General features: G+C 28.4%; 5 protein-coding genes. All 5 read right to left on the bottom strand.

Annotated elements, in window-relative coordinates; translation table 4 throughout:
* Positions 1-166 precede the first annotated feature (166 nt).
* The 5 genes from VBM89_RS01055 to VBM89_RS01035 all read right to left on the bottom strand — a co-directional run bounded on the left by VBM89_RS01055 (position 167) and on the right by VBM89_RS01035 (position 24,698).
* Positions 167-9,442, bottom strand: a complete 9,276-nt coding sequence (locus VBM89_RS01055; RefSeq protein ID WP_323188472.1) for a hypothetical protein — start codon at positions 9,440-9,442, stop codon at positions 167-169.
* Positions 9,443-9,809: 367 nt separating this feature from the next.
* Positions 9,810-19,604 (bottom strand): hypothetical protein, encoded by a 9,795-nt coding sequence (locus VBM89_RS01050; protein ID WP_323188471.1) that lies wholly within the window; start codon positions 19,602-19,604, stop codon positions 9,810-9,812.
* Positions 19,605-20,445: 841 nt separating this feature from the next.
* Positions 20,446-22,245, bottom strand: a complete 1,800-nt coding sequence (locus tag VBM89_RS01045; protein WP_323188470.1) for a hypothetical protein — start codon at positions 22,243-22,245, stop codon at positions 20,446-20,448.
* A 186-nt stretch (positions 22,246-22,431) separates the two neighbouring features.
* Complete coding sequence (locus VBM89_RS01040; RefSeq protein ID WP_323188469.1) at positions 22,432-22,809, bottom strand: hypothetical protein; 378 nt, start codon at positions 22,807-22,809, stop codon at positions 22,432-22,434.
* 128 nt (positions 22,810-22,937) lie between these two features.
* Positions 22,938-24,698 (bottom strand): GIY-YIG nuclease family protein, encoded by a 1,761-nt coding sequence (locus VBM89_RS01035; protein ID WP_323188468.1) that lies wholly within the window; start codon positions 24,696-24,698, stop codon positions 22,938-22,940.
* Between the last annotated feature and the right edge of the window lie 86 nt (positions 24,699-24,784).

Below are 24,784 nucleotides of genomic sequence, written 5' to 3'. Positions count from 1 at the left end.
ACTAAAAGTGGAAAGAAGGGTTAATTAGACATAATAACACCTCAATGTTGCTGGGGTGGTTTCACATTTATGAAATTTTTTGGTTTTTAAAAAATACAAAAAAATCAGCACTATTTTTACCTAGTACTGATTGATTTTGATTGTTTATTAATTGTTTATTAACTTCTTATTTCTTTCTACCGAATACAAAGATTAACATACCAATTAATCAAGTCGCTACTGAAGTAGCTATAAAGTATGGTCAAACCACCATTGGTGAGTTATCTTTTAATGCTTTAGTAATAGCTGTTGTAAGCACGTTTAAATCTTGAATATCTCCAGCCTTAGAAACTAATTGTTTAATGTTTTTAAGGTCTGTTGAGTTAAGTTTATTCTTAGCTTTTGTAGATGTTTCAAAGTAATTGTGTTTAATTACAGCGTTTGCTAAAGTATCGATATTAGCAAGGTCTGAAGCTTCAGCTAATGCTTCAAAGTTATTTCTTGATTTGTTTGTTGTGATTGAATCAACTAAATCAAGTAAGTTTTGAGCTTTATCAATAGCAGCTTCTCCATTTGTATCTGAGAATGCTTTTGAATTAAAATCATTAATTGCTTTAACAACATTTTCTCTATGTTTTTTTGAAACATCTGTTCCATATGTACTTTGTAAGTATTGGTTTGTTAAATCTTTTAATTCATCTACTTTTTTATCGTAGTTAGCTTTGTTTAAAGCTTTAGCATCTTCGATAGCTTTTGCTAATGATTCAGCATCTGTAGCGTTTTTAATAACTTCAGAAGCTTTGAATTTTTCTGAATCTAATGAATTTGGTTCATCTGATAAGTATGAAAGTTTAGCAAGTTCTTTAAGAGCTTCTTCTTTAGCAGCATCTAAGCTTGCACTTCCATCAAGAGCAGCAGTTGCATTGTTTAATTTATTTGTTAAATCAACTATATTATCTACTGGCTCATTAAAGTTAGTAATATCTTTAATTCCTTCTACATTAGCTTTAGCTGCATCAAAGTTAGCTTTTGGTTGTTCTGAAGCTTCTGTGTAAGCAAGTGTTTTTTGTGCTTTAGAAGCTTTATTTAGAGCTTCTTTAGCATTATTCATTAAAGTAGCATTGTTTACAATGTTATTTACATTTGTAACAGATTCTTTAGCATTAATATCAGATTTAGCAGCTTCTTTTTGTGCTTCTGATAAGTAACTTAACTTATCAATAGCAGCAATAGCATCTGCTTTAGCTTTTGCTAAGTTTGAATCTCCGTTTAATGCTTTGTGAGCATCTTTAAGAGTTTGCACTTTATCTTGTAAGTTTTCTACAGCGTTCTCAAAGTCTTCTTTGCTTTGTAATGAATTTAAATTATTTAATGCTGTAGTTAATGCATTTTGTTTGTCTGCATCAGCTTCTTTGAATTGAACTTTTTCTTTAACTGGGACAATGTCTTTAATTGTTCCTAGAGCAGTATCGACTGCTTCTGCATTTGCAACAATGTTATTTACATTGTCAATTGTGTTTTGTTCTTCAATTTTAGCTTTAGCAGCAGCTTTTTGTGTTTCTGAGATGTTTTGTAATGCATCAATATCTTGAGCAGCTTTTTCTTTAGCTTTAACTAATCTATCTTTACCATCAAGGTTACTAATAGCATTTGCTAATTTGCTTGTTAATGATTCAATGTCTTGTACTTTGTTTTCAAAGTTCTTTGTATCTTTGATTGCATTTACAGCGTTTTTAGCTTTATCAAATGCATCTTTAGCAGTTTTTGAAGCTTGTGTGTAATCCACTTCATCTAATTTGTCGTTAGCAGCTTCAAGCGTAGACAATGCATTGTTTAATAATTTTGCATTATTAACAATGTCTTGTGCTTTTGCAAGTGTATTTGTGTCTTCAGATTTAATTAAATCTTTAGCAGCGTCTTTTTGAGCTTTTGATAAGTTGGTTAATTTATCAATTTCTTTAATTGCTTCAGTTTTAGCTGTAGCTAATTTATCATCTCCATTTAATTTTCCAGTTGCTAATGTCATATTTGATAATAAATTATCTGCGTTAGCAATTGGTTGCTTTGGATCTGTAAAGCTTGCAATAGCATCTTTGATAGCGTCTTTAGCATTAGTAAATGCAGTTTGTCTATCTTTATCAGCTTCTGTGTAATCAGGATTTGTTTGTTTTGCTTTAGCAGACTCTAATGCATCGACTAATTCTTTTAATTTAGCAGCATTATCAAGGATTTGATCAATTAATTGTCTTGAATTTGTTGATTCATCTTCAATAGCAGCTTTAATTAAATCTTTTTGACTTTGAGATAATCCTTCGATTCCATCAACTGTTTTCTTAGCTTCTTCTTTTGCTGTCACTAAGTTAGCTAAACCATCAAGTAATTTAGATTTAGCATCTAAAGCACTAATAAGTGCATCAGCATCAACACTTAATACTTCAAAATTTGTTGTGTTCTTGATTGCATCAAGTGCTTCTTTAGCTTTGTTAAAGTTTTCTTTTGCTTCATCTGAAGCTTCTACATAAGCTGGTGTGTTTTGTTTATCAGCAGCTTCATTTGATTTAGCGATAGCTTTATCAACTTTTTGAGCATTTGAAAGCACGTTAGCTACTTGATCTTTAGTTGTAGCGTTTCTGATTGCATCCTTAGCAGCGTCTTTTTGATCTGTTGTTAAGTTTACTAAAGCATCAATCTTAGCAATAGCATCATCCTGAGCTTCTTTTAAGTTTCTAGCTCCATCTAAGTTGCTGATTGAATTATTTAAGTTAGATGTTAATGTGTCGATGTTTGCAATAGGTTGTGAGAAGTCTTCAACATCTTTAATTGCATTAACTTTGTCTTTTGCATCATTAAATGCATCTTTAGCAGTTTTTGAAGCATCAATGTATGCTTTTGTTTTTTCGACTTCATTTGCTGCGTTTAATGCTCCTTTAGCAACATTTAACTTTTTAGCATTTTCAAGAGTTGCTTGAACGTCAGCAATTGTTTGTTTTTTCTCAACTTCAGCTTTAGCAGCTTGTTTTTGTGTATCTGATAAGTTTTTTAATCCTTCGATTTCGGCTTTAGCAGCAGCTTTTGCATCATCTAAGTTTTGGTTACCATCAAGTGAGTTGATTGCGTTATTAAGAGCTTCTGTTTTCTCTACGATGTCAGCAATAGGACTTGTTGTAAAGTCCATAATTGACTCAACACCTGATAAGTTGTCAAACGCTGTTTGAGCAGCTTGTTTTTTATTTGTAGGTGTTGTTGATGCTTCTGTGAATTGAGGTTTTGATTTAACATCATTAAATCTTTGAACTTGTTCGATGGCAGCATTAACATTTGTTGCGTTTGTAGCAATGTCTTTTGCTCCTTGAACTGTTGTAGCAGCATTTACTAATTGTTTTGCTTTATCTTTTTGAGTTTTTGATAAGTATTGTAAGTTTTCAATTTCTCTAAGAGCAGCATCTTGAGCATCTTTTAATTTGTTTGCTCCAGATAAACCATCTTTTGCGTTATTTAAATTATTAATTAATTCTTGTTTATTATCAACTAGTTGTGTTCCATCTGATTTTGCAGCAATAGTATTTTCAATTGCTTTTTTAGCATCATTGAATTGTTGTTGTTCCTCAGGTGTTGATTGTGTGTATTTTGGAGAATTAATAATTTCTTTAGCTTCTTCAAGTTTTTGTGCTAATTCATTTAAGTCGTTAGCATTATTTTTAATGCTTTCTACAACTTGTGAATTTGCAGCTTTTTGAATTTGATCTTTAATTTTGTTTTTGATTTTTTCATCTAATGGAGATAACTTATCAATTTCAGCTTTAGCGGCATCTCTTTTACTTTGAAGTTCTGTTTCTCCATTAAGAGCATTTTTAGCATTAGTTAAGTTTGTTAATTTAGTTTTTAACTGTTCATCTGCATTTTGGAAGTCAACTTTTTGTTTTAAGTCAGTAACTTTATCAAGTGCATTGTCAAATGCAGTTTTAAAACTTCCTTCTGCTTCTGTATATTTAACTTGTTGTTTAACTTTAGCATCTTCTTTAGCTTGTGCTAAAGCTGAATCAATATCTTGAGCATTCTTAGCAATAGCTTTTATTTGTTCTAAATCATTTGAATTTGCAACTAAATTGTTGGCAGTTGTTACTTGAGTTGGTGTTATGTTTTGTAAATTATCAATAATAGATTTAGCTTTTGCTCTTTCAGTTCTAAGTCTTTCTTCTCCATCAAGAGCACCTTTAGCATTAGTCAATGCTTGTTTTAAATTATCAATATTTGAAATTGGATTATTAAAGTCAGAGTGATTGCTATATGCAGCAACTGCTTTTTTAGCATCATCAAATGCTTGTTGATTTGAAGCTTGTGTGTAGTTTGGTGTAGTTTCTGTTGCAATAGCATCTTTTAAAACACCTAAAGCATCATTTAATTTAGATGCATTGTTTTTAATTGATTCGATTGAGTCAAGACTATCTGCAGCTTGAACAGCGGCTTTAGCGGCTGTTTTTTGATCGTCTGATAAATTAGACATTCCTTCAATAGCAGTTTTAGCTGCTAATTGAGCTGTAGTTAATCTACCTTGACCATTAAGATCTGCAATAGCATTTTCTAAGTTTTTAGCTAATTGAGCATCAACTGGTTGAGTAAAGTCTGTTTGATCTTTAATGTTGTTAACTGCGTTTTTAGCATTAATAAATGATTGTTTTTTATCATCTGAAGCTTGTTTATAGTTTGAAGTTTTTTCTGCTTCTAATGCTCTTTCTAATTGAGCTTTAGCAGCGTCAAGATTTTTTACATTTGCTTTAATAGCATCAATTGTTGCGACTACATTTGAACCATTAACAGCATTTCTTGCAGCTGTAATTTGTTTTTGGCTTAAGTGTGATGCAGCATCAATAGCGGCAAGTGCTTCTTGTCTTGCAGTTTGTAATCTTTCATCTCCATTAAGAGCTTCTCTTGTAGTTTTTAATCTTTGTAAATCTGTAGATAAGTTAGGAGTCGGTTGTGTAAACTCTGTTACTGATTTTCAAGATTGTAATTCGCTAACAACTGAATCAAAGTTTCTTTGTGGACCATCTTCAGATTGTTTGTAATCATCTGTTTGTTTAATAACTTCATTATTCTTAAGCTGACCAATAGCATTATTTAAATCTCTTACATTTGCTGAAATAGAATCTATTAATTTAAGAGTTTGTGCATTATTAACAGCTTCAATAGCTTTTGTTTTTTGAGCCTCTGATAAATGAGGTGTTTGAGCAGTATCATTGATTTTAGCAATAGCATCTTCTCTAGCTTTTCTTAATCTATCATTTCCGTTAAGAGCAGCTGTTTTAGTATTTAAATCACTTGTTAATGTTTGGATATTTGGTGTTTCATATTCGAAATTATTTTGTGATTTAATTGCATCTACTTTTCCTCTAGCAGTTTCATATGCTTTTTTTATGTCTGTATCTGCTTGTAAATGGTTTGGTGTTTGTCATTGAGCATTTGCAGTTTCTAATGCAGCTAAAGCAGCATTAAGTTTTTCAGCATTAGCTTTAATTGTTTGTACTTTAGCAATTGTGTTTGTCGCGTCTTTTTCTACAGTAGCTATTGCAAGATTTCTTTGTGATTGTTCATCTAATTTAGTATATGACCGGATATCTCTAATAGCATTCTCTTTAGCTTTTGCTAAGTTTGTATCCCCATCAAGAGCAGTTGTTTTTCTCTTAAGGTCTATTGCAGCTGCATTAAATTGATTTTGTGTTGTTTTGTTTACAAGTGATTCAAAGTTTGTCTCTGTTTCTAAGTTGTAAGCACTTATTTTACCTAATGATGTATCAAAAGCTGTTTTTAGGTTTGTTGATGTTGTTGAAGCTTCTGTATATTTAGGTGAATTCTTTGCTGTTTTAGCATCATTAAGAATAGCAAGAGCACTATTGACTAATTTATATGCTCCTACTAAAGCTTTAAATTCTTCATTTGTTGATTTTGAACCAATTAATTCTTTTGCTTTAAGTTTTTGCTCTTTTGATAAGTTTGTTAAATTATCAATTTGATCAAAAGCATAATGTTTTTGTACTTCTAATAATTTATCATTAACACCAGCAATTGTATTTTGTGAATCAATTTCATTTTTAGCAGTTTGTTTTTGTGTTGAAGCTCACGTGTCAGAGCTAAATCCATCAATAGTATTTTTAGCAGCTGTTTTTCCATTATTTAAGTTTATAATTCCATCTAGATTTTTAATAGCATTTTGTAAATTAGTAGTTAAGTTATCAATATTTGGAATAGCAGTTTTAAAGTCACTTGTATCTTTTATAGCATCAACAGCATTTCTTGCTGATTCAAAAGCAGCTTTTTTATTTGTCGGTGTTGTTGAGGCTTCTGTATGGTTAGGTTGATTAAGATGATTTTTATTAGCAATTTGTAATTGTTCACGTGCAGCATTTAATTTTTTTGCATTTGAAACAATTTCATCAACTTTAGCACTTGAGTTTGTATCTTTCTCATTTACTTGATTTTTAGCAAGTTCTATTTGAGATAGTGATAAGGAAGTCAATTTGCCAATTTCAATTAAAGCTTTTGTTTTAGATGTAGATAAATTTGTATCTCCATTTAAATCATTAATAGCAGTAGTCATATTTGAAACTAAAGTGCTTAAATCACTGGTTGGAGTAGTAAAGTTTGTATTATCTTTTACTCCATTAAGAGCTTCAAATGCATTATCGAAGTTTGATTTATTTGGATTCGGTGTTGCTTCAATATAGTTTGGTTTAGCTTTTTCTGCAAGAGCTTCATCATATTTAGCTCTAGCATTTGATAAACCTTCAACATTTGTTTTTACTGCATTAACTGAATTAATTGTTGTTTGTTGATTAATTTGTTTTTCAGCTTCATCTTTTTGTGTGTCACTTAAATTTAAACCTTTAACTGCAGCAATAGTCTTTGATTTAGCTGTATTTAAATTTGAAACTCCATCAAGATTAGCTGTTGCACTTGATAAATTAGTTAACTTAGTTTGTAAGTCTGGATATGCTGTTTCAAAGTCTGTATATGTAGTTAAATCATTTAATGCTGAAATAGCATTATCAAAGTTTGATTTATTTGGAGTTGGTGATGCTTCTGTATATCTTGTTTCATTATTTGTTTTAATCGCTTTAGCAGCAGTAAGTTTTGGAACTTCATTATTGACAGATGTTGCATTATTAACAATGGCATCAATTTGATCTTTAGATGATTTTGAGTCAATTAAACGTTTAGCAGCATCTCTTTGAGTATTTATCAAGTTACTTAATTGATCAATTTTGTTTTTAGCATCAAGTTTTTGTGCTTCAAATAATTTATCATTAACACCAGCAATTGTAGATTGACTTTCAACTTGATTATTAGCATTATTTTTTTCTGTTACACTCAAGTTAGGAAGTAAATTAATAGTTTGTTGAGCAGCAGCTTTAGCAGCATTCACATTATCAAATCCGTTAAGTGCTTTACGAGCTTCTACTAATGCATCTTTAGCAGATTTAATTGTATTAATAGATTGTAATAAGTAGTTTGAAATATCTTTTAAATTTTCAGCAACTTTAATCGCTTTATCAAAATGATCTTTTTTATTATCACTCGGTTCTTTTGAACCTGTTGTAGCTTCTGTGTAATTAGTGTGATTATCATTACCTGGGTTTTCTTTAATATCCTTAGATAGCTCTAATTCTTTTCTTAAATCATTAAGCTCTTCTGCTCAAGTTCGAATAGGAGTAGCATCTGAAATACTTTTTGCATTACTAATTAAACTTCAAGCTTTATCTCTTTGAAGTGTCAATAATTTATTTAGAGGTATTAATGATACAGTAGTTCCACCTTCATCTCAAGTAGGATTACTTTCAAAAAGGACTTTTCTGGCTTTCTCTTTGAAATTATCGAATTTTATCTTTCCATTTAATTTCAATCTTGCTTGATTTAAACTTTGGTATGCCGCGTTAACTTGAGGTTGTCTTGCACTATCATTTTCAAATACTTTTTTAGCTTCTGTTAAAGCTGCATTGTAAGCATTTTTTAAATCATCATCTGCATCAAGATATGGATGCTGATTAAAGAAATCACCTTTTGAATAATTAATTTCTTCTTCAAGTTTTGTTTTATCAGCTTTTTTTCTGTATACAGTTTGCACTACTACAGCATCTTCTAGAAATGAATTATTAAGTTTTTTTCTATATACATTCGTAGTTGTTGAAACAATATCAAATCCAGGTATTGCAGTAGGGTTAAATGAAATAGAGTTCGCTTTCTGCTCATTTGAAAGTCCATTTAAACTAGCAGGAATAATATCATTTATTAAATATTCATTTTTCACTGTATAAGATGCATTACCTGATGTTGGAGTTAATCTTTGCGCAGGAATTTGAACATCTTTAGTGAATGTTTTATATGATCAATCCACTGGAGATGTAATAGTCTTTGTTAATGTTGAATTGGTTGTAGGTATATTTGTAGTGTCATAAATATCCTCAAACACTTGTTCTACAATAACAGGATATCTTTCAAATTTCTTTGTTTCTTTCTTTCTAACACCATTTAAAAGAACTCTAGAGTACGTACCATCATCTTGCCGTGATCTTTCAGATGTCATAACTCCTGAAAAATAACCTTTTTGTGCACCTGGAATAGGTGCTGTTTTAAATTTAATCTCATATTTTGAATGATCTCATCCGGCAGTTTGAAATTCATAATCGTAAGTAAAATCTCTAATTGATGTTTTCTTACCATCAATAAATTTACCACCTGGATCATTAATATCGTTTGTATTTCATGTCGAAAATAGAAGATTTTGCTTATGATTAGAACTATCACTCGGTTTATTCTGAAGGTTATATCACTCAACTTTAGCCAGTGAAGATCTAGTTAGCTCATCATTTGTACCATAGTGATGTCAAGAACCACCAAGACCAACTTGTTTTAATTGACTTGAAGATAATTCATGTCCTGGTTGTAACGTAACTGAACTAGTGATTAGTCTATCAGAACCATCTTTTTCGAATCTCTTAATTTCAACAGGTGAACTTAATTGTATGTCTTTAGTAAGAAAGAAAGCAAAATATGTTTTTTGTTCACTATCAATACCTTCTATTTCTACGAAACCAAAAGGTTTAAAATACTGAAGTGTCCAATCAATTGTACCATCTTCATTTACGACTTTATCTATTTGCATAGATTCTCTTACTTTGGACTCAGGAAACTCTTTTATGTGACTCCATGATCAATGTTTATAATAGTATGTTCCATATTCATCACAATCTTCTCATACATAATCTGTCTGACTTGGATGGAATGTTCCTATATTCTCTCTACCTGTTCAATTTTGAATACCCTCATCTCATCTACCTGTTGGTGATAAACTCACTTCACGGGGTTCATTATTTGCAGATGCACTTACTGTTGTAAGTAAAGCAAGTGGAACTGTCACTCCTGCGCTTAAAGGTAAAAGAATTCATTTTTTCTTGTTTTTTAAGTTCATAAAATTTCCTTTTTCAACAAATACTTAAGGAAGCTAAAAATATTAATTTTTAAGCTAGAAAAGCACTTATTTTATTCTTTTTTATAAGTCAAATATTCATATTAAATTAAATATATTTATATATAGCATAAAATTAAATTAAATATATTTATATATAGCATAAAAAATCGTCTTTGAGGCAACTTTTTTTTTTTTTTTGCAAAAAATGTAATTTTTTACATATTTGTACCCTTAAAGTTTCACATTTATAAAATTTTTAAGTAATTTTTGTGAAATTTTTTGGTTTTTAAAAAAATACAAAAAAATCAGCACTATTTTTATCTAGTACTGATTGATTTTGATTGTTTATTAATTGTTAATTAACTTCTTATTTTTTCTTTCTACCAAATACAAAGATTAACATACCAATTAATCAACTTACAAATGAAGCAGCTACAAAGTATGGTCAGATTAAGATTGGTGATGCTTGTTTTAATTTTTTATCAATAATTGTTTGTTTAACCACATCTTCATTTCTATAAGAGTTAAGATTATTTAAAATTTCATCTGAATTGGCAATCGCTTTATTAATTGCATCTTGTTTATCTTTAGATAATTTTTCAAATTTCTTAGATTTGGTTAAATCTACTAAATCATTTTTAGCTTTAGCCAATTCTTCAGCATCAACATATAATTGAGTAATTTGATTATGTTTATTATCAAATTCTGTGCTTGTAGCATTATTATCTAAAATGTTATTGATCAATGTTGCTTTGGTTGTGTCATTAAGCACATCGCTCGCTTTAACTTGTTGAATTAATTTGTCTTTAGCTTTAACGTTATTTAAGTTATTTGTAAAGCTTGAATCATTAGCTAAATTCAATGTTTCGCTAATTAATTTATCTCTGGTTTCATCAGAAATTTTGTTGTCTTTAGCTTCTTGATGTAATTGATCAATTAAGTCTAATCTAGCTTTTTCATTGGCTAATTTATTAGTAAATTCATCGTTTGTTTCATCTAATTCTCTAATGTTTTGAGAAATTGAATCTTTTTGTTCTTGTGTCAAGTTTGGATTTTGTCTAATTTGATCAATTGCTTCTTGTTTCTTGTTAATGTTTTTAGCTATTTCATAGTATTTTTCGTCTTTTGGATCGTTAGCTAAAACATCTTCAACTAATTGAGCTTTGTCTTCTTGGCTTAAGTTTGGATCTTCTTGAATTTCTTTCAATTTATTGAATTGATCACGAATTTTGTCAAGGATTACTGGAGCTTTGTCATCGTTTCCCTTGAATGAATTTATTTCGTTAATTAAAGCTTCTTTTTGTTCATTTGGTAGATTTGAAGCTTGAATTTCGTCTATTAATTTTTGTTTTTCTTTAACCTTATCAATTTGGTAATTTAACGCTGATTTAGCTTGTTTATTGTCTAATTCAGCAATTTCATTAGCTAAATTGTTCTTTGTTGTTTCAGGTAAATTATCATCGTTTCTAATTTCTTTAATAGCATTTTGTTTGATTTTTTCATTGTTTAACTCTTCATTAAATTTAGGACTATTAGGCTCAATTTTAGCTATGTTTTTGCTTAATTTAACCTTATCGTATTCTGTTAATGAATCATCATTATTTAATGTTTTATATGCATCTTCTTTAGCTTTGATTTTACCAAGCACATCATCATAGTTTGCTTGTGTTGAATCTGCTTTAACAACGTCATCAATCAAGTCTGCTTTTTGTTCTGTAGTTAAATTGTCATCATTCTTAATTGTTTCAATTAATTTTGCTTTATCAACAATTTTGTCTAAATTGTTTAAAAATTCTTCTTTAGTAATTCTTTCATCGTCGTTAGGAGATTGAACATTATTTAATTGGTCAATTAAGGCTGTTTTTTCTTCATCTGTTAAATTAGGATTGTTTTGAATTTTTTCAATTGCTTTATTTCTAAAGTAATCATAGTTAGTTTCTCCATCAAGTGCTTTTTCAGCCGCTATTAAGGCTTTTTGTAAGTCTTGAACTTCTTTTAAGTTTAAGTTATTACCACTAGGATCAACTAACGCATCAACTTGTGCTTTAACATTATCATAATTTGTTTTTGGCTCTTCGGTTGCTGCTACATATTTATAATTACCTTCTTGGGCTAAATCATTAGCTATTTCTTGAGCTTTAGCTTTAATTTCTGCCATTGCGTTATCAAGAAGTTTAGCATCTTCACCAACTTGTTTAAGGTCGGCAATTAGTTTTTTCTCATTTAATGATTCTTTAAGCGCTGCTTTTTGAGCATCATTTAAATGTTCTAAAGCATCGATATCAGCAATAATTTGTTGTTTTACTTCATCGAATTTCTCATTACCATCTAGTGCTTGTTCAGCAACTTTAATGTCATTAATTAAGTTAGCGACTGCTTCTGGGCTTAGTTGAGCACCACCATTTTCTTTGTCAACTAAAAATGTAGCTTCATTTAATAAATCATCATATTTATTACGAGGATCTTCATCAGCATTTAAGTATTTAGGTGTGTCTTTAACTGGTGCTTGATTTGCTAATTCCTCTTTCAATAAGGCCATTTGGTCATTTAAGTTAGTTGCATTAGCAACAATTTCATCAATTTCTTCTGGTGATGTTGCATTATCGATTTGAGTAGTTAAAGCTGCTTTTTGTAAATTATTAATGTGTTCTAATTCTTCTAATTTAGCTAAAGCTTCTTCTCTACGTTTTTTAATGTTTTGTTCACCATTTAAGGCAGCAATTGCATCATGAACGGCTTGGTTTTGGTTTTTAATTCTATCTAAATCAACAATATTATTAGTATCAGAATTTGGCTCATTTAATTTAGCCAATAATTCTTTAGCTGCTTCAATAGCTTCATCATATTCGCCTTTTACATCATGTTCTGAACCGGTGTAGTGAATTGAGTCTTTAATACCACTTTCACCATTAATATTGTCTTTAAGCATTTTGGTTAAATCATTAATTTGCTTGTTCTTAGCATCAACTGCATTAACATCAACAATTGATGTCTGGGCATTGATTTGATTAATTAAAACTGCTTTTTGAGCATCTGTTAAATCAGTGTAAGTTGGATTATCACCATTGATTTTAGCAAGCGCTTCATTTTTAGCTCTTTGTAATCTTTCTTCACCATTTAAATCGTTGATTGCTTTATTTAATTTTTCGATTGCTTCATTAACTTGGTCTAATGATAAATTAGCACCATCAGTTTTATTTAAAGCATTGTCACGATTAGTAATTTGATTGTTGTATTCGGCTTGTCTATCTTCGAATGCTTCTTTATATTTGATGCTATCTTTATCAACAGAGGCAATTTCGCTATATGTTTTCATTGCGTCATCTAATGATTTAGCATCTTTTTCAAATTCATTAAGTTCAGCTAATGGAGTTTTATAAACTTTGTCAATTAAAGCCGCTTTTTGAGCATCGTTTAAATATTGCTTGTCATTAATAGCTTTAATTAAAGCTTTTTTGGCTTCATCATCCGCTTTAGCTTGGGCTAAAATGTCATTAATATTTTTGTCATATTTTTCACCGTCTGCAGTGTTTAATTCAGCTTCATTAACGGCATCTTTATAAGCTTGTTTTTCTGCTGGTGTTAAATGTGTTAATTTGTCTATTTCATTATTAACGTTAGTTTTAGCTAAGTTTAATGCTTGGTTTAGATAATCAGTCACTTTTTTAGCGCTTAACTCTTTGTCATCAGCATTAATTAAATTGATTAACGTTTGCTTGTTAGCAGGAGTTAAGTTATCAAAATTGTTTAATTTATCTTTAAGATCGCTTCTAATACCATCTAATAGGTCTTTAGCTTCATTTGCTTCACTTACTTTGGTGTCTAAATTAGTAGCTTCACTGTTAAGATCATCAGCACTTACAGAAGTTAAGTCTTTGTTGCTTAATTCATCTAAAGCATTTTGAAGATTTTTAAGTGCTGTATCATAAGCGTCTTTATTTTCTTTATCTAATTTATAAACATCATTGTTTTTGTAATCATTTAATTCGTCTAATTGTTCTTTAACATCGGCAATTTTGGCATCTAATGTTTCTGCTGCTTCTACAATAGTTTCAGCATCTGCTTGAGCGTCGGCGTTAGCAATATTTTCTTTTAATTGTGCTTTTTGATCATCAGTTAAATTGTTTAAAGCATCAATTCTTTCGTTTAATGCATTTTGGTTTTGATCACCATTTAACTCACCATAAGCAGTTTGTAAATTACTTAATACTGTTTCAACAGCACTCAATTCTGAGTTAGCACCATTAGTTTTATTAAGTAATTCTTGAGCTGCTAATAAAGCATTATCATAAGCTTGTTTTTTATCAGCATCTGCTAAAGTATAAACAATGGCTGTTTTAGCATCGTTGTTTTGATTATCTTCAACAACTTTATTGGTTAAAGCAGTTAATTCAGCTTTAACAGCATCACTTAATTCTTTCATTTTAGCATTTAATGTGTTCGCTGTTGTGCTACAAGCTTGAATTGCTTCAGTTGAAGTAGCTGATTTTAAATCTGCTTTATAAGCATCTAATTGATTGTTGTTTAAATAAGGGTAATTATTTGTTGCATCTGCAATAGCTTTTTCAATTTCTGCTTTAAGTTGAACTTTAGCTACTTCATCAAGAGTATTAGCGTTTGTTAATTCATCTAATAAAGCTTGTTTTTTTGTTTCAGGAACATTGTTATTAATGTATTCAGTAACTTTTTCTTTTTCAGCTTGTAAAGTTGTTTTAAAGCCTGTTAAAGTAATTTTTCTTGTGTTAGTTGAAACAACTGCTGGGTTTTGTGGATCATTGTTTGAATTTAATATTGCCTTGGTTGAAGCAATTTTGAATGTTATATCTAATGTACCATTGTCATTGTTTGGCGATAATTCAATACTATTTAAGTAACCTTCAACATCTAAGTTTGCTGGGTTGTTAAACGCTTTAATAGCTTCTTTAGCAACTGCATTTGGTAATTGATTTCTATCAATTGCGTTAGTATCATTTTCATTAATAGTAAACGGAATGTTTGAATCAGCTAAAATAGCGTCCACTCTTTCTTGTTCAGTTAAAGTGCTTAAGGCATTATTGTTATTTAATGTATAAACTTTGGTTGATTGAACACTTTCAAGATTTTCTTTAGTTGATTGATATTTGTAACTTAAGTCTAATTTACCTGTTAATTCATTTGGATTTGAAATAACTAAATCAACTGGAGTTACATTGTCAGGCATAGTTGAAGAAATGAATTCAACCTCATTAGTGTCAATTTCACTTGCTGTATCTGTAGCTTGTTTTGCATCTTTAACTTTAGCTAGAGCAAGAGATAAACCATTTAATCTTGCTAATTCTTCATCATAACGTTCTTGTCCATTTAAAGCATCAATTGCGCCTTTAATTTTTTTGTTTAAAGCATCAATTGTTTCTTTATTCATTAAATTGTCATTATTGTCAGTATTTAAAGTAGTTACTAAATCTTCGGCTTCTTTAATTACTCCACCTTTTTGATTTCCATCTTTAGTTGGGTTTCCATCATAGGCTTCTCTTAAGGCGTTAGTAGTATAAGTATAATTATTGCCTGCTGTTACAGCATCTTGATCTGCTATGTAATCGTTCAAGGTTTTCATTGATGAATTTAATGCATTATTAGTTTTATCTTGACTTTCAACATCTGCAATGGTATTTTTAGCATTAATTAAAGCAATTGATTTTTCTTTTTGTTTATCAGTTAATGATGAATAATCAGAATTAATTTTTCTAATCGCTTCATCTTTAGCTTCTTGTAATTTTTCATCACCATTTAAATTACTAATTGCCTCTTGAATTGCTTTAGTTCTATCTTTAACTTCTTTTAATGATAAATTAGATCCTTTAGTTTTATCAACATCGGTTTTTTGTTGATTTACTACATCATCTAAAGCACTCTTATTATCTGCTTGAGTATAATCTGTGCCTTTTTTAATTGTTTCGATATTATCAGTTGCATTGTTGTAAGCTTTCATTGCATCATTTAATTCACTTGCATTTTGCGCAATTTGATCTAATTGATCCAGATTAGCTTGATCAATTTCATTTTTAAGTGCTGTTTTTTGTTCATCATTTAAATGTTGATAATTATTAATTGCTTCTTTCTTTGCATCTTTTTGATTTTGTTCATATTTAGCTTGAGTTAAAAAGCCAGTTCTAGTTTGTGATGCTGAAAGATCACTATAAATATTATTGTTATCAACCGCTTCTTCAGCAATTGTTACTAAATCTTCTTTAGTTCTTGTAGTTTTTAATTTATATGTATACGAAACTGAACCATCAGTATCATTATTTGTAGGAGATGATAAATCAGTTAATTCAACTTTATTAGTAGTTCCATAATTATTTGCTAATGCAATTGTGTAATCAGTATTTAAAGTTGAATCTGAAGCACGTTTAATAGGGTCTGCAGTGATGTTAAGAATTGTATTTTGATTAGCATCTGTGTCTTGTTTGACTAAATTATTTAATCTAGTAGATTCTGTTTGAAAACCAGTAATTTCTGCAGTTTTTTCATTAGAAATTGCATTTGCATTAACAGTTGATTGCAATTTATATGCAATTTTAATTTTACCGTCTATATCGTTATAACCAAGATATTTAACACTACCTGCATAAATTTGTGTTTTTGTTGGTAATACTCAAGTAATATCTTCATCGTTATTATCTCTTTTTACAACAGCTGAAGCTTGAATATTTGGTTTTTCACTCACATCTTTATAATCTGGAGTAGCATTTAATTTATTAACTCTATTTTGCTCATTAGCAAAACCAGTAATATCATAGGTTTTATCTTGAGTATAAACATTAGTTTTATCACTTGTTTTTACTATTTTATAAGTAACGGTTAAAGTTCCGGTGTTATCATTACCGCTAATAGAAATAACTTTAGTTTCTAAACCGTTTGCATCAGGAGAAATACTTAGTTGAGAAACTAAACTTTTGTCAGCAGTTGTAGGTTCAATATTTTTATTTGGATAATCAAAAGTAGCAGTATAGTCTTTAATTCTAGCTCTTTCAGTTCATTTATCAACAATTGCTTTAATGTTTTTATCTGAACCTATTAAAATTTTGTCAGTAAATGGTTTATTTTCATCATAATTGTCTTTGTAAAGAGTAGCATTATCTATTTCTTGTTTAGCTTGATCTTTTTCTGTTTCTGTTAACTTATCTAATGCTGAAATTTGAGTTTTAGCTTCTTCTTTTGCAGTCACAAAAGCACTAGACATATGATTATTTATTTTTTTAATAAATTCATTATTTAGAATAAGTTTGACTGTATTTTCATTATAAGAAAAAATATTGAATGTACTCAAAGCACTTTTTAAATTATTTTTAGCACTTGTTTTTTGATTGTCGTCTAAATAGTTAAATTTATCTATTTCGGTATTAAATTCATTAATCGCACCGTCAAGACCTTTTGCTTTTTCTATTCATTGTTGAGTAAAAATGTTATTATTATCATTATAAAACTTAGTAAGAATAGCAGTTGATTCAAAAATATTTTGAACAGTTTTATCAGAAGCATTTGTTAAGTTTTTATCAAATGCCTCAAGAGCTTCTAAATCAATCTGACTTGTAGAACTTGCAAATTCAAAAGAACCTAAATTATTAAAGTCATTTTCTGATTGTTTATAAGTTTCAATTTGTGACTTAACTGAATTTTTGTCATTATTTAATTTATTAACTTTACTAATTAAATCAATAATTGCCTGAATTTGCTCGTTTGTAGCATTTAAATTAGCAAATGGATTTAGTTGGCTTTTTGAACTAAGGTTTTTAACTTGATCTTTAATTGTATTGATAATAAGGTTTTTAGCTTTATTGTAATTTCCACTATAAGTTGCAGAATTTTGTTCAGTAATTGGATAATCAGCTAATTTTGCAAAATATTTTTCAATTTCGGTTTTACCACTAGTTATTACAGCGTTGAAATAATCATTAAGTGCTTTGGAAACTGAATCCATTGAAGTTTTTAAATTATTATATGATGCACCACTTGGATTAGAAATTGAATATTCTGTAGAAGTAGTTCTATCGATTGCACCACGTTCGGTATTGTATTCATTTGAACGGAAATTAATTTTGTTAGTATTTCTAGTTATTATTGAATCTAAAGAATCTTTAGATGATTTTGTAGCTAAAGCATAAATGATTTTGTTAGTTATATTTGCATCGTATTTTGAATCATAAACACTATTACTTAAAGGAAAATCACGGATTTCTTTATATTTTTTTTCAATTGCTTCTTGTTGTTTATCAAGAGTATCAATTTTCTCTTTTCATTTAGTTAAAATAGTACTATCTGAATATTGCTTACTTGCTTCAAATCCTGATTCATTATCTAATACCATTTTTAAATAATCTTTTTGACCTTTATTTAATCATTGTTTATTATCAACATATTTCTTAGCTAATTCAAGATCAGTATATGTATAAGTAATTGAATTGAATTCAATTCCATCACTATCAAATCTACTTGATGGTAATGGGCTAGCAGTTAATGAACTACCGTTTTTAACTTTTCATTTTTTAGCATCTCTACTATTAATTGTACTTGTTAAACGTAAAGAATTTTTACTATTTACTGCTTTTGTATCTTGATAAACACTTTTGGTACTAATTGTTTTTTTGTTTCTATTAATTCCATCTTTATTAATCTCATAATTAATATTTGAATTTCCATTTTCAGTAATTCTTAAAGTAGTTTCTGGAAATGCATCACTATCAGGATCATAAAGATTAGAACCAAGTTCTGAATCAACAAGTTCTAAAGTATAGAATTTTTTACGTTGAGATTCAGATCTATCAGCTATTTTTCAAAATCCAGAAACAATTCTTTGATTATCGTCATCATCTTTTTGACGATATTCAGCTGATCCAAAGAAAGATTTATTGGTTGTTGATGAACCGGTATTACCAAAAAATGTTGTAGTGCTTGGATTAGCCACATCATTATATGGCTCAAATTCTACTTCTGCTACTGCTCCAGCAACTAAATAATCAAGCTTTTTATCCATTTCAATATTGAAGACAAATAAACCACCTTGATTGTTATATATAATGTCAGCTGGTCTGTCATTATTAATAAGGTTTTTTTGGAATAAACCAAAATTTACATATGAACCGCTACTATTTGATAATTGAAATCCTCTTGATCTAATATCTGACATATTGGTTGGAGTAGATACCAAAATATCATACATTCCGTTATGTTTTTCTGAAGATCTATAATTGTCTCAAGTTCTTTTTTGACTAAGTAAATCAGCACTCAATCCATTTGTATATGATGTTGGAATATTTTTGTAATAAGGCAAGTATGCATAATTAGTTAATCATGCTTCTAAAGTATCTCCAGCTTGAGAAGCACGAAGAGGATCTTTATTTACTCTTTGTGCTTTTCCAATTCAAGGTGAAATATCATAATCAGATAAGTTAGCATTTTTTTCTTCTTTTAATTTGATAGTATAAGTTTTTTGTTGTAAAACATTTGAATTATTTCTATCATCAACTTTAATATACAAGTGAATTTTAATATCACTTGCTATTTTCATATCATTTGAAAAATAAAATGCTCCTGTATAGAATGTTGATTGCGCACCTTGAGTTGCAGAACCATGTAATGGTTTATTAACTAAGTTGTAACCTATTTTAAATCTTTTGGTATCAGTACTTGGATTATATCCATTCCCATTTCATCACGGTCCATGATCTACACTTTTATCTCTAAAACCATCTACTTGTCAAGAATAAAGTGTTCCACTTTCTGTTGCATAATTAGTACCTGTTCAATCGGAAACATTTACGTTGTTTGGAAAACCCGGATTTGAGGCATCAAATAATCTGAATCATGAATCTCCAACTGCTCGATATTGTCAATTAGCATTGGTGTCGTTGAAATTCTGATTACCGTTTGAATTAAAAATATTTATATATCTATATGGTGCATATCTGGCATTATGATTTGAAGTTGGAAGTGAATTATAGTTCTTTCAAAGATTATCCTGTAAATCAATATTAACTTTATCAAAAGTTCAATTAGTGCCTGAAGTAGTTTTACTTGTCACATTGGTTGAGCTTGTAGTCGATGAAAGAGTCAAAACAAGTCCTGCTAATGGTACTGATGCAGGAACAATTAAAAGGCTCCTTTTTAATGCTTTATTTTTCATACATATCTCCTATTCTATATATATATATATATATATATGTGTGTGTGTGTAATATAAGTGTCAATTGTATCAGAATTACTAAGAGAATTATGAAAAAATTCAAACTTTTTTGAAAATTAAATCAATTTCAGATATGACGTTAATTCTTGTGGAATTTGTTGCCTCTTGTGAAAATTCTAAACAAAATAAATAAACAGACACACTAAAGGTGGATAGAAGTGTTAATTAGACATAATAGCACCTAAATGTTGTCGGGAAGGTGTTTTTCAATCTAATTTTGATTGAATACTTTCATTAAAGTATCAAAAAATAAACTAATTAATTATTTTGCTAAGATCATCAAAAATTATCTCGGTTACATAAATTAGTTTTAAACATTCAGATTTTAAAATGGAAAATAAATATTCTGCTTCTCTGTTGTATGACGAGTTGCCAACTCTCCCATTGAAACAACGCCATTATTTTTAGATATTGTTTGCAAATAATCTTTAGTTAAATATTGGAAACAATGGTCTGAATGTGCTATTTATTGTTGTTCAATTTTATTTTTGACATGTGTTTCATAACTAAATCTAAATCATTTATTTTGGACAAATTGTAATTTATAATAAATTTACTTTTGTGTTCAATGGGAATTGACAAAAAAACAAAATTGTTTTCAAAATCATTTTTTGACATTAAGCCCTTCTTAAAATCATCATAATCTGAAAAAAGTTCTAGTCATTATTCTTGTTTTAGTTGTTTCATAATCAACCCTTAATATAAAAAAACACAAAATACTGTTTGTCCATATTTTGTGTTCTAGTTTAGACAATTTTGTCTTTTTTATAGATTTTTTAGGTTAATTAACATTGGTTTTTGTAAGAAAAGTATCCATATCAATTCATTCATTTTTTGGATAGAAAGCACCGGTGTCAACAAAGTATTTATAAACTTGTTCCATTTTAGATATGTTACCTTGATAACCTTTTTTGTGGTCAGTGTAATAAGTATCACGAGATAAAATGTTAAAGGTATTTGCTAATGGGAAGTTTTGTATGTTGACAAAGCTTTTCATTTTTTCTAAATCTCAATCGAATGTTTGTTTTAGGAATGTCATTGTGGTTAAAAGCACTGTTGTTGTACCTTGTAAGCCATATAATTGAGTTCTTGAATTATTATTTTGATCAAATAATACTGATGTGCCATTTTCAATGTTACGATAATCAATTGCCAACATATTTTCTCAAGCAATTGTAGGATTTAATGTAATTGTATTAGCGTATTCTTCTTCGCCAACGAGCAATTTAATGTATTCAACAGCATCTTTAGCACTATAACTTGGATGCAATTTAAAGAAGTAATTATATTGATCTGCAGGATATAACTCTTTAATTTTGGCGAAATAAGATTTCACTTCATTGTAAGCATTTTCATTTTGATTCAATCTTCAGCCTCTGTCATTTTTTTTAAATAATGAAGATCCCATAAAGATTAAATTCTTTTTGTTTGCAGAATAATTGTTTTTGCCTTCAACAATAAGATCTAAAAAGCTCTTGCCATAAATTTGATTTAAGCGTTCAAAGTCGCCTTGATAATCAATGTTTTCGGCAAATTGTATGTAATCCTTATAAATAAATGGATTAATTGGATATGACTGAATGTTTAATTTAGCTCAAGCTTTACCTGCGTTTTCTAATCTTTGATTAAAAGCATTAATGTATGTGTTTTCTAAATTGTAAATTTTGACTTTCTCTTGTAAAGTGAAGAAATAACGACAATCAATAGGCATTTTAATATATTCATCTGCTTGTAAATCATTTCAGTGTTTAAGCAATTCTGCTTGAGTATATGATTTACCTGCTTTTAGAGCAAAATTTAAATAATAATTCTCAATAAAATCATAAGGTTGAGAATTACCATCACTTAAAATAACTATTTTATTGGCATGTTTAAAAATTCAATCTCTTACAACAGCGCGATCTTCATCGGATAAAGCTATTAAAGATACATCAGGTATATAGAAATCAAATTTATCAATTCCAGCTTCTAGATATGGTTGTAAATAAGTTGTTAATTCTTCTAAAGTTGTTGGTATTGTTGAATAAGCTTTATCTTTTTGATTGTTAGTTGCATATTTCAAGTTGTCTAAAACCAACAATTTTCCATCTTTAACATTCATTTCACCTGTTTCGGTATTTAGTACAGGTGTAAATTTGTTTAATAAATACTTAAAATTAAACCTTTGACTTTCTGGATTTTCATTAGTTTTGTCAATGTCCCAAACATCTTGATCAATTAAATAAACAACATCGTTGTAAGGTTGCTTTTCATTGTTAGATGCGTTTAAATGACCAACAATTTGCATAAATGATGATAAAAATACTTGTGATGCGTTTCTGGAAAGAACAACCGTTGGATATGAATTATCTGCCGAGTCTTTTAAATCAGCATAAAAATCTCTAAAATCAGCTCCTGGAGCAACTTCTGGATTTAATAATTTGATTTTTGATGAACTATTTTGCAATTCAGTTAAATTTTTTGAATTTGTGTTATTTGTTCAAGGATCTTTTGTTTTTTTCGCACATGAAGCTAGCAATGCTGTAGGAATAATCGATAATGGGGCAATTGCACAAAATAATTTTCTTTTAAATTTTTTCATAGGCAAATTATAATGTTTTTATTTTTAATCATTAAAATAAGCATTTTTTAATTAATTAACAAGAATTAATAAATATTTATAAATAAAAATGTTAATTAATAAATCTCATAATTACTGTAATGAATTTAATTCATAAATAAAAAAGACAAAACTATTATTACTTAAACCAATTGTTTAGAATAATCTTTATATTTCATAATTGTTTCTTTTTAATCTCCTTAATTCTTCAAGAATGCGATAATAAGTTGTGCTAAAAAGGTTAGTGTTAAGAATACGATTAGCATTATCAAGTGCAATGGGTTTAGTTGTTTGTAAATCAAAAACTAATCTTAATATCGCTTTTAGTCCCCAATTAATTAAACAGCCGTTATATCATTTTTCTTCGGTGGTTTCTTTGTTTAGACTAATACTATTACCAAATCTAATAGCATCCATTTCAATTAAACCAAACGGTTGGTTATAATTAATTAACCACCAATTGTTAATCAAAGCAATGATTTGGTTAATATCGTTTGCAAACATTGTTTCTAAATGTTTTGAAATATTAGATGGTAATAGTTTCATTCCCTCTCCTTTGTCTATGCAATTAGATTTTAATATTTATAAAATTTTATAAAAAGATTAAAAAAGTAAAATGGGTCACGAAATATGGATTGTCCATATTTCGTGACCCATTTTAAAAGTTAAATATTTTATTTTGAATATGTTTCGAAAATAATTTTAGATTTCTTTTTATCAATAACGTTGTTCAATTCTTCTATTGATGCATTTTTAACATTTTCAAATGTCTTAAAATAATCTAGAAGTTTTTTGACAGTTGCATCGCCAATCCCTGGTATTGAGTTTAAATCTGATTCTCTGAATTTATTTAAATATTTATGTTTCATTTTACTTTTAGCATACCTGTCAACTTCATTTTGCATTCTTGTAAACAAAAATAAAGCATCTTGTGAAATATTAATTATTTGATTTTTATCATTAATCAATTTTTCAGTTTTGTGTTTTGAATTTTTAACAAGACCAAAAACTTTTATACTTTCAAATTCTAATTCTTTTAATGCATATTTTGCTTCTTTTAATTGTTCAAACGATCCATCGACAATAAAAATATCATTTTCGTCAATATTTAAAGGTTTTGCAAATGTTTTAACAAATTTAAAAACAGTTAGATACATAAGTTCTAAATCAGAATGCTTGTTCATTTGTTTAAATTCTTCTTCATGATTAAAAAATCTATAATTCTCATGAATTTTTTTACCGTTTGAAAAACAAACTGAAACTCCTATTGGATTTTCTAAATATCAATGTGAATTATCAAACAAATAAATATTTTTAATTTTATTTTCAGCATTTAAAATGTTTTCTAATTCTTTTTGTGTTTTAATATTGATTTCTTCTTTTAAAATTGCATCATTAATATTAATCTTTAAATATTCATTGTTATTCAATAATGATAAATTCAGGATTTCTAAGAATAATCCTTTTTTTGGGAAGATGATTTTATTATTCAGTTTTGTATTAAGTTGAATTTGTTCATATTCACTTTGTAGAATAATGTGATCTGGATAATCTTTATCTGAATAGTATCTTTCTAAATAATCAGATACATAATCAATTACATTCTCAATGTAATAGTTATTTAATTTATTGATTTCATTATTGTGTGCAGTTTGCACTCCATATCTATAAAATAAACTTTGTATAGATATGTGTTCATCTTTAACAATGAATGTATGCACATCAATGTTTTTGATGTTTTGAAGTTCAACTAATTGTGTATCTTTGATTCTTTTCAATAAATGATAAGAATCATTATATTCTTTAGCAAGTTCAAAATCTCAATTTTCACTCGCTTTATCTCTTAAAGAAATTAACTTATCTAAAAAGTCATTATTTTGAAATTTTAAAATTTCAATGATTTTGTCAAATTTGTATTTTGACACAGAATAAGCTTGATTTTTAATTGGTAATCCATTTTCATACATGAAGAATCTAGTTAAAACCTTTAACAAATGTTTAAACTCGTGTTGATTTGAAAAAGGACCATATGAAAATGTTGTATCTGTTGTTTTAGAATATACATAGTTTTTGTATATTTCCAATTGGTCTTTAGTATTGATATTCAATTTTAAATATGGATATCTCTTATCATCAAGTAACTTGATGTTATATTTGGGTTGATATTTTTCAATATAGTTCTTTTCGGCTAAAAAAGCTTCTTGATCTGTATTGTATGTAACAAAATCAAAATCATAGATTTCATCAATCATTTTGTATGTCTTATAAGAGTTAATTGAATTATTTAAATATTGATTTAATCTATTATTTAAATCAATAGCTTTACCGATGTAAATGACTTGATCTAATTCGTTTTTCCATAAGTAAATTCCACTCTTATGTGGAGTTTTTTTAATCTTCTCTTTTATTCTGCTTATTCTTAAATCATCGTTCATAAGATATATTTTACCTATTTATTTTTAAAAAAAATATAAAGAATATAACCATCAGGTTATTTAATTAATGTATAATTATTATCAAA

This window comes from Mycoplasma sp. 1199 (assembly GCF_034863365.1).
Taxonomy (GTDB): domain Bacteria; phylum Bacillota_I; class Bacilli_A; order Mycoplasmatales; family Metamycoplasmataceae; genus Mycoplasmopsis.
This window is presented reverse-complemented; position numbering and strand designations above follow the sequence as displayed.